This window comes from Micromonospora parastrephiae, assembly GCF_016802865.1.
GTDB classification, from domain to species: Bacteria; Actinomycetota; Actinomycetes; order Mycobacteriales; family Micromonosporaceae; genus Micromonospora; species Micromonospora parastrephiae.
Map to the genome: position 1 here is coordinate 21,688 of NZ_JAEVHM010000060.1, position 8,319 is coordinate 30,006.

Annotated in this window: 6 protein-coding genes and 1 pseudogene; 3 read left to right on the forward strand and 4 right to left on the reverse strand. The window is 70.9% G+C overall.

The genetic code is table 11. From position 1 onward, the window contains the following. Positions 1–19: 19 nt before the first annotated feature. Positions 20–3,016: a UPF0182 family membrane protein gene (locus JNW91_RS14680; protein WP_203175626.1), complete on the reverse strand. Its 2,997-nt coding sequence runs from the start codon at positions 3,014–3,016 to the stop codon at positions 20–22. Positions 3,017–3,112: 96 nt separating this feature from the next. Next, positions 3,113–4,126, reverse strand: a complete 1,014-nt coding sequence (locus tag JNW91_RS14685; RefSeq protein ID WP_203175628.1) for a YlbL family protein — start codon at positions 4,124–4,126, stop codon at positions 3,113–3,115. Positions 4,127–4,241: 115 nt separating this feature from the next. Here JNW91_RS14685 and JNW91_RS14690 point away from each other — a divergent pair, with 115 nt between their 5' ends. Then, positions 4,242–5,531: a zinc-dependent metalloprotease gene (locus tag JNW91_RS14690; RefSeq protein WP_203175630.1), complete on the forward strand. Its 1,290-nt coding sequence runs from the start codon at positions 4,242–4,244 to the stop codon at positions 5,529–5,531. 128 nt (positions 5,532–5,659) lie between these two features. Here the strand turns inward: JNW91_RS14690 and JNW91_RS14695 are convergent, their stop codons facing one another. Next, positions 5,660–6,268, reverse strand: coding sequence for a hypothetical protein (locus tag JNW91_RS14695; protein ID WP_203175632.1), 609 nt, complete (start codon positions 6,266–6,268; stop codon positions 5,660–5,662). A 254-nt stretch (positions 6,269–6,522) separates the two neighbouring features. Continuing rightward, positions 6,523–7,053 (reverse strand): M48 metallopeptidase family protein, encoded by a 531-nt coding sequence (locus tag JNW91_RS14700; RefSeq protein WP_203175634.1) that lies wholly within the window; start codon positions 7,051–7,053, stop codon positions 6,523–6,525. Positions 7,054–7,558: 505 nt separating this feature from the next. Here JNW91_RS14700 and JNW91_RS14705 point away from each other — a divergent pair. Continuing rightward, complete coding sequence (locus JNW91_RS14705) at positions 7,559–7,726, forward strand: DUF5679 domain-containing protein (protein ID WP_007464795.1); 168 nt, start codon at positions 7,559–7,561, stop codon at positions 7,724–7,726. A gap of 242 nt (positions 7,727–7,968) precedes the next feature. After that, positions 7,969–8,319 (forward strand): annotated as a pseudogene (locus tag JNW91_RS14710) (hypothetical protein); the annotation flags it as partial.

Below are 8,319 nucleotides of genomic sequence, written 5' to 3' on the forward strand. Positions count from 1 at the left end.
GAGATCCCCCGCTGGCGGGTCAGCCGCCGGCGCTCGGGCCGACACTCGGCGTCGGGCCGCCGCTCGGCGCACCGGTCGGGTTGCCGGCCTGCTGGGCCTGCTGGAACGCGGTGAGCGCCTCGTCCAGTGCCTTCAGCGCGCGACCGTACCGCTCGAAGTCGCCCGAGGTCTGCGCGGCGCGAACCTCGGTGATGGCGGCCTGCACCCGGTCCGCGGCGGTGGCCAGCTGGCCGGTCGGCGGGGGCGTGCCGGTGCCGCTCGGTGTCGGCGTCGGCGTCGCGGTCGGCGTCGGGGTGGTCGGGTTACCCCCGGTGGTCGGGGGCGGCGACGTGCCCTGCCCAGCCCGCTTGCCCTGCTCGACCAGCTGCTTGATGCCGTCGTTGATGTTGTCGGCGAGCGCCACGAACGAGCCGCCGTCACCGTAGGAGAGCAGCACCTTCTGCAACAGCGGGTACGCGTCCTGCTGGTTGCTCTTCACGTAGACCGGTTCGACGTAGAGCATGCCGTCGGCGAAGGGCAGCGAGAGCAGGTTGCCGTACTGCACCTGCGCCTGGTTGCTGGAGAGCAGGTTGAGCTGCTGGCGGATGTTCGCGTTGTTGGTCATCTGCTGGTGCACCTGCACCGGGCCGGAGATCCGGGTCTGGTCCGGCAACTCCAGCACCTCCAACCGCGGCTTTCCGCCGACGTACGACCCGGAGATCAGCGCGGCGAGGTTCTGCCGGCCGTTCGGGGTGACCGCGGAGGTGAGCTGGAACCGCGGGCCCTCCTGCCCGGGGAACTGCGTGAACAGGTAGTACGGGGGCTGCTTCTGGCCGCTGTCCGGCGCGTCCGGCACGTTGGGCACCTGCCAGAAGTCCTGTGCGGAGTAGAAGTCGCCCGGGTTGGTCACGTGGAACTTGGTGAGCAGGTTGCGCTGCACCTTGAACATGTCCGCCGGGTAGCGCAGGTGCTCGGTCAGCTCGACCGGGATCTCCGCCTTCGGCAGCACCAGGTCACCGCCGAACGCCTTGTTCCACGCCTTCAGCACCGGGTCGGTGTCGTCGTACTCGTAGAGCTTCACCGTGCCGTCGTACGCGTCGACCGTCGCCTTCACCGAGTTGCGCATGTAGTTGACGTTCTCCCGGGCCAGCTGGAAGGTCCCCCGGTTGGTCAGCTCGTCGGTGGTCTCGGTCTGCAGGTTGACCCGCTCGGCGTACGGGTAGGTGGCCGCCGTGGTGTAGCCGTCGACGATCCACTGCACCCGGCCGTCGACCACCGCCGGGTACGGGTCGCCGTCCAGGGTGAGGAACGGCGCGACCTTCTCCACCCGGTCCCGCGGGTTACGCACGTAGAGCAGCTTGGAGTCCTTGTTGACCGCCTCGGAGAGCAGGAAGTTCGACTCCTGCTCCTTGATGGCGTACAGCAGCCGCCGCGTGAAGGAGCCGATCTTCACGCCGCCCTCGCCGGTGTAGGTGTAGGACTCGCCGCCGCCCTCACCGACCGGCCGGTCGAACTCGGCCTTCTTGTTCGGGTCGGACTGCCCGACGATCGCGTAGTCGTCGGCCGCCATCCGCTCGCCGTAGTAGATGCGCGGCTGCTTGGCCGGGATCTGCTCGGTCTGCGACGAGCACGCCTCCTGGGTCTTCTCGCCGAGGAAGCCGGAGACGAAGAACGGCTGGCCGCCGCAGACCACCTGGTTCGCCGGGGCCGCCACCAGGCCGTACCCGTGGGTGTAGACGGTGTGCCGGTTGATCCACGTGTTCTGCTGGTCGGTCAGCTCGCCGTAGTTGATCTCCCGGACGCCGACCACGTAGTCGGAGGTCTTGCCGTTCACCCCGTACCGGTCGATGTCCAACTTGGGGCCGAAGTCGTAGAAGCCACGGACCTGCTGAAGCTGGGTGTACGTCTCGCTGACCAGCTGCGGGTCGAGCAGCCGCACGTTCGACACCACCGACGTGTCGGTGGCCAGGTTCGCCGGTGGGGTGAGGTTGCTTGCCGCGTACGGCGTGGTCTCGGTGACCGCCAAACCGAAAGCCGCCCGCGTCGCGTCGATGCTGCGCTGGATGTACGGCGCCTCCTTGTCCTTGGCGCTCGGCTTGACCTCGAAGGTCTGCACCGCCCAGGGATAGATGCCGCCGATGGCCACCGCGGAGACGCCGAGCAGGGCCAGCGAGATGCCCGGCCAGACCAGGTTCCGCATCCAGGCGTTGGAGAAAACGATGATCGCGATCGCCACCACGATCGAGATGTACGCCAGAATCTCCTTCGCCGGCAGCAGCGCGTTGACGTCGGCGTAGCCGGCGCCGTACAGCTTGGCGCCCTCGTTGTACTCCAGCAGCATCGCCCGCCGGTCCAGCACGTACGCGAGGGCCTTGAGCAGCACGAAGACCGCGACCAGGCTGCTCAGGTGGGCGCGGGCCGCGTTGCTCATCCGGTCCCCGACACCCTGTAGGCGGACCCCGCCGAACAGGTAGTGCACCGCCAGCGCGCCGATCACGGCCAGCACCACCGCGGTGAAGGCGACCCCGAGCAGGTAACGCCAGAACGGCAGCTGGAAGACGTAGAAGCCGATGTCCACCCCGAACTCCGGGTCCTTGATCCCGAAGTCGCCACCGTTGCGGAACAGCAGCCACTGGTTCCACCGGTTCTGGGCGGAGAGGCCGGCGAAGAGCCCGATCACGGCGGCGGTCAGGGCGATCCAGGTGCCGAGGCGCGGGGTGAGCGCCATCCGGTAACGCTCCAGGGTCGCCTGCTCGACCGAGTGCGGGCGCAGCCGCGGACGCAGCCGGTACGCCAACCAGAGGTTGCCACCGACGACCACCGCCATGCCGAGGCCGATGGCGAGGAAGAGCAACAGCCTGGTGAGCAGCACACCGGTGAAGACCTCGGTGTAGCGGACCTCCTCGAACCAGAGCCAGTCCGTCCAGGCCTGGACGCCCCAGCCGAGCAGGGTGAAGAGCACGAACACCCCGACCAGGACAGCGATGGTGACGCGTCCGCGCCGGCTCATCCTCGGCAGGGGGCTGCTGCTACGCATTACCACTGTTGGCTCCGCACGCTCGATGTGATCGGCTCCGACCAGGCACCCAGAGTACGGGGTATTCCTGAACGTGTCGGGGCACGGTCACAGCGCTCAGCAGCGGGTCGGCTGGCCTCCCGCCCGAAGGGTCTCCAGAGCGGTCATCGCCTCGTCCAACGAGCCCACCCGCAGCAGCGGCAGATCGGGCTGCGGATTGCGGACCGCCTCGGCGCAGTTGTCCGCCGGAACGAGGAAGACCTTCGCCCCGGCGCGCTTCGCGCCGACCAGCTTCTGGGCGATCCCGCCGATCGGGCCGACCGCGCCCTCGTCGTCGATGGTGCCGGTGCCGGCGATGACCTTTCCGCCGGTGAGGTCGGCCGGGGTCAGCTTGTCGACGATGCCCAGGGCGAACATCAGGCCGGCGCTCGGCCCGCCGATGTCCTCCAACTCGATGTCGAGCGTGAACGGGTGCGGCTGCTGCTGGTCGATCTCGACGCCGATCCGCGGCCGGCCGTCCTGCTCCCGGCTGGTCACCGTGGCGGTGGCCGGCACGCCGTCGCGGGTGTAGCCGATGGTCAACGCCGTCCCGGCCGGCTTGGCCCGAATCAGCTCGGTGACCTTCGCGGCCACCGGCACCGGTTGACCGTCGACCGAGGTGACCACGTCGCCGACCCGAAGCGCCCCGGCGGACGGGCCGTCCGCGGCGACGGTCTTGACCACCACCTGGACCGGGAAACCCAACTCGCGTAGCGCGGCGGTCTCGGCGCTGGTCTGCGACACCTTGAAGTCCTCGGCGTTGCGCTGCTCGACCTGCTCCGTCGACTCACCCGGCGGGTAGACCAGCTCACGCGGCACCACCGCCTCGTCGTCGGAGAACCAACCCGCGATCGCCGACCGGAGCCGTACCGTCGGCTGCACCCCCACCGTGGTCAACCGGAGCTGGCCCGCGGAGGTGGACGTGTCCCGCCCGGAGACCTTGATGACCTCCTTGCCGTCGGTCGTGCCGAGGGTGTTGACCGTCGGGCCCGGCCCGAGCACCACGTACGGGATCGGCACCCGGAGCACCCCGATGCTCAGCAGGGCGGTGAACAGGGCACCGAGCAGGACCGTCAGGCCACGACGTCTCATGCGCCAGAGCGTACCGACCGGTCCGCGCCCGCCCGCCGGATGCGCCACGCGACTTCGCCCTCAGCGCAACGCCAGCACCGGCGACCAGGGGCGTGGCGCGCGTACCGTAGACGTCGTGCCTGATATTCCGTTCGGTTTCGCGCTCCCGGGTGGGCAACCACCAGACCCCAACGATCCCGCGCAGATGCAGCAGTTCATGTCGCAGTTGCAGCACCTGCTGTCCGCGCCGGGCAGCGGGCCGGTCAACTGGGACCTGGCCCGTCAGGTGGCGGCCAGCCAGCTCGCGGCCGCCGGCGACCCGGCGGTGTCACCGTACGAGCGCAACGCGGTCGAGGAGGCGTTGCGCCTGGCCGACCTGTGGCTGGAGCCTGCCTCCGCGTGGCCGTCGGGCATCCAGTCCCCGGTCGCCTGGAACCGCAACGAGTGGATCTTCAAGACGCTGGACGTGTGGCGCAAACTCTGCGACCCGGTGGCCAGCCGGATGGTCGGCGCGATGGGTGACCTGGTGCCACCGGAGGCGCGCGCCCAGCTCGGCCCGATGCAGTCGATGGTCGCCACCCTCGGCGGGGCGCTCTTCGGCGGCCAACTGGGCCAGGCCCTCGGTTCGCTCGCCGCAGAGGTGCTCTCCGCCGGCGACATCGGCCTGCCGCTCGGCCCGGCCGGCACGGCCGCGCTGATCCCGGCCAACATCCGGGCGTACGGCGAGGGCCTGGAGCTGCCCGAAGACGAGGTACGCCTCTACGTCGCCCTGCGCGAGGCCGCCCACCAGCGGCTGTTCCAACACGTTCCGTGGCTGCGTGGGCACGTGCTGAACGCCGTGGAGACGTACGCCTCGGGTATCCGGGTCAACCGGGAGGCGATCGAGGAGGCGATGGGCCGGGTCGACCCGACCGATCCGGAGTCGATGCAGGCCATCGCCCTGGAGGGGATCTTCACCCCGGAGGACACCCCGGCGCAGAAGGCGTCCCTGGCCCGGCTGGAGACGGCGTTGGCCCTGGTCGAAGGCTGGGTGTGCCACGTGGTGGACAGCGCCGCCAGCGACCGGCTGCCCAACGTCGTCCGGCTGGGCGAGGCGTTCCGTCGCCGCCGGGCCGCCGGTGGTCCCGCCGAGCAGACCTTCGCCGCGCTGGTCGGCCTGGAGCTGCGCCCACGCCGGCTCCGCGAGGCCGCGGCGCTCTGGGCCGCGCTCACCACGCACCGCGGCATCGAGGGTCGCGACGCCGTCTGGGGGCACCCCGACCTGCTCCCGTCGGACGACGACTTCGCCGACCCGGTCGCCTTCGCGATGAACGACATGGACCTGAGCGAGCTGGACAACTTCGACTTCACCGCCCCCGGCGGAGTCGAGGAGAAGGCTCCCGGCCAGCCCGACGAGACCGACGGCGAGGGCGACGCGAAGCCCTGACGGTCGCCTCGCCGTACGCATCTGTTGATCGACTCCACATCGGCGATGTTGGCCGATCCCAGTCGGCCCGATACCGCGATGTCGCCGACCTGGAGTCGATCAACGGGCGCGCTCGCTCCTGGTTCGGGTCAGGCGGGACGGCCCGAGCCGGAGAGCAGGGCGCGGGTGGCCTCCCAGCCCTCGAAGGCCGGGTCCAGGGTGGCCAGGTCAGCCGGGCCGCGCATCCGTCGCCAGCCGGCGGTGACGGCGACGTCCCCCGGTCGGGGCGCACCCGAGCGCGCGTCGGCGGGTGTGGCCGTGTCCAGGTCCAGCAGGGACAGCCAGTTCGGCACGGGCAGCCGTACCGCCACCCCGAGCAGACCCGGGCCACCCCCCTCGACCGGCGCCACCGCGACCGGTCGGGTGGTGAGCGGGCGCAGCAACTTGCCGACGGTCAGCGCGGGCAGGTCGGGCACGTCACCGGCGAGCACCGCCGCCTGGTCGTAGCCGTCCAGCGCGGCGAACACCGCGTTAGGCGTCGGCTCGGCCACCTCGTACACGGCGGTGCCGGGCCAGACCAGCGCGTCCGCGAGGGCGCGGTCGGCCGGGGTCACCGCGACGGCGACGTCCACCTCGTTGAGGGTGGCGATCAGGTCGACGACGTCCTCGGCGAGCGCCGCTCGCCAGTCCGCCAGGTCGACGCCGGGCGGCGACCACTGGACCGGCCCGAGCAACGCCACCACCACCCGCCGCGCCATGCCCCCGACCCTAGCGCCCACCGGACCACAGCGCCGTCCGGCCCGGTCCGGCCCGGTCCGGCCGGTCCGGTCCGCGCGGCGGGGTGATCGACTCGCTTTCAGCGATATTGGGGTGTCCCGACAGCGGGGACGACCCCAATATCAGCGAACCGGAGTAGATCAAGGCGGCGCCGGCGCGCGCCGCCGACAGCGGGCCGCACGGGCCGCCGACAGCGGGCCGCACGGGCCGCCGGACGTCGTGGCCCGGGGCGGGATCAGGTGGGAACGGGGGCGCAGGAGGCGGCGGCCACGCCTTCGAGGTAGCCGCGGGCGCGTTCCGCCTTGGGATAGCGGCCCACCAGCGCCCAGAACCGGGCGTTGTGGCTCGGCACGATGAGGTGCGCCAACTCGTGCAGCAGCACGTAGTCGATCACCCACTCGGGCATGTCCTGTACCCGGTGGGAGATCCGGATGCTGCGGTCGGCGGGCGTGCAGGAGCCCCATCGGCCGTTCTGGTTGGTGACCCACCGCACGCTGGCCGGCACCGCCCGAGCGCCGTACCCGTCGAGGTAGAGGTCGATGAGCCGGGTGGCCCGGGCCAGCAGCTCGGCGTCGGAGCGGGCCAGCCGGCCCTCCCGGGCGGCGAGCCGGGCCAGCATCCGGTCGACCCACTCGCTCTCCTCGGCACGGGAGAACTGGTCCGGGATGAGGACGACGACACGCTCACCGTCGCGGTACGCGGACACCGTGCGTCGTCGGCGCTGACTGCGCCGCACCTCGACGACCGGCTTGCGCGTCCCCGCCATCACTGGCCCGCGCAGCCTCGGCTACGTGTCACGACAGAAAGCTAATGCGTACTGACCAGGGGTCCGCAAGAGTCAACCGCACGACACGCGCCCAGAAAATGGTGATTGGTCGTCCAGCGTCCTGAAAATTTCTTGACCAGGCCACCTCCAGGCGCTCTCGTCACCCTTCGTGAACACCACCATCGACGCGCGACGCCTCCACCGTAGGTGATCACCGGCTCGGACGCGCGCGGGGCACCCGCACGGGTGGCTGTGAGGGTTTGGTCGGCGTGTCCCCGCCAAACTGACTTATCCGACCTATTTCGCCATGCACACTCTCGACGTCGACTTGCTCACAGTGTCGATGCACAGCTGACATGGAACTGCCCAGACCTGGGTAGGGTCCGCGGACCAGCGGTCACGAAGGTGGCCGCGGAGTGAGACCCAGCGCCGGCGCCCCGTGTGGCCCGCCGCCGGGCACCCCGCCGGGACCGTATTGGCCGGCGGACGAGACGAGGAGGGCACCGTGGCCGACCAGGCCCAGACCTACAACGGTTACTGCGTGAAGTGCAAGGAGAAGCGGGACTTCGAGGGGCACGTTGAGGTCTCGAAGACCGGAATGAACATGGCCAAGGGCAAGTGTCCGGTATGCGGCACAACAGTGAACCGCATCCTGGGCAAGGCCAAGGTCTGACCCGAACGGGTGGACGGGGGCGGGGTGGCCGGCGAGCCACCCCGCCCCCGTCGCCGTCCCGCCGCATCGCACCCGTGCGCTCACCGACCCTCGGCAGGCACGGACACTCTGTCGGGTGACCGACACCTCTACCCGCGGGTTGTGGACAACCCGGCGAATCCTGTGGACAGCGCTGGACAGCGGCCCGGCCACCTGTGGACAACGATCGACCGAGAGCAGGGACGCGGTCACGATTCGTCACCATGAGTCGTACCGCACTGCCCCGACCCACCCTGCTGCCCGGCCTGAATCGGCTCTGGCGCGATCGGCACACCCTCCAGCTCGGCGTCGGTCCCGGGCCCGCCGTGCTGCTGGAGCTGGCCAACCCTCGCGCCGCCCACCTGCTCGACCTGCTGGACGGCACCCGTAGCGAACGGCAGGTGCTGGCACACGCGCCCGCCGCCCGGGTCACCACCGACGATGCCCGTACCCTGCTCACCGCTCTGCGCGCCGCGGGCCTGCTGGTCCCCGCGCACAGCCTGCTGCCCCGCGACCTGGCCGGCCCGCTCCGGGCCGGCTCGCCGCGGAGGCGGGTGCGCTGGCCCTGGCCGCGG

Excerpts from the sequence above, each read along its gene's own strand:
- JNW91_RS14685 (WP_203175628.1), bottom strand. The coding sequence starts at position 4,126 with ATGAGACGTCGTGGCCTGACGGTCCTGCTCGGTGCCCTGTTCACCGCC.
- JNW91_RS14700 (WP_203175634.1), bottom strand. The coding sequence starts at position 7,053 with ATGGCGGGGACGCGCAAGCCGGTCGTCGAGGTGCGGCGCAGTCAGCGC.
- JNW91_RS14680 (WP_203175626.1), bottom strand. The coding sequence starts at position 3,016 with ATGCGTAGCAGCAGCCCCCTGCCGAGGATGAGCCGGCGCGGACGCGTC.
- JNW91_RS14695 (WP_203175632.1), bottom strand. The coding sequence starts at position 6,268 with ATGGCGCGGCGGGTGGTGGTGGCGTTGCTCGGGCCGGTCCAGTGGTCG.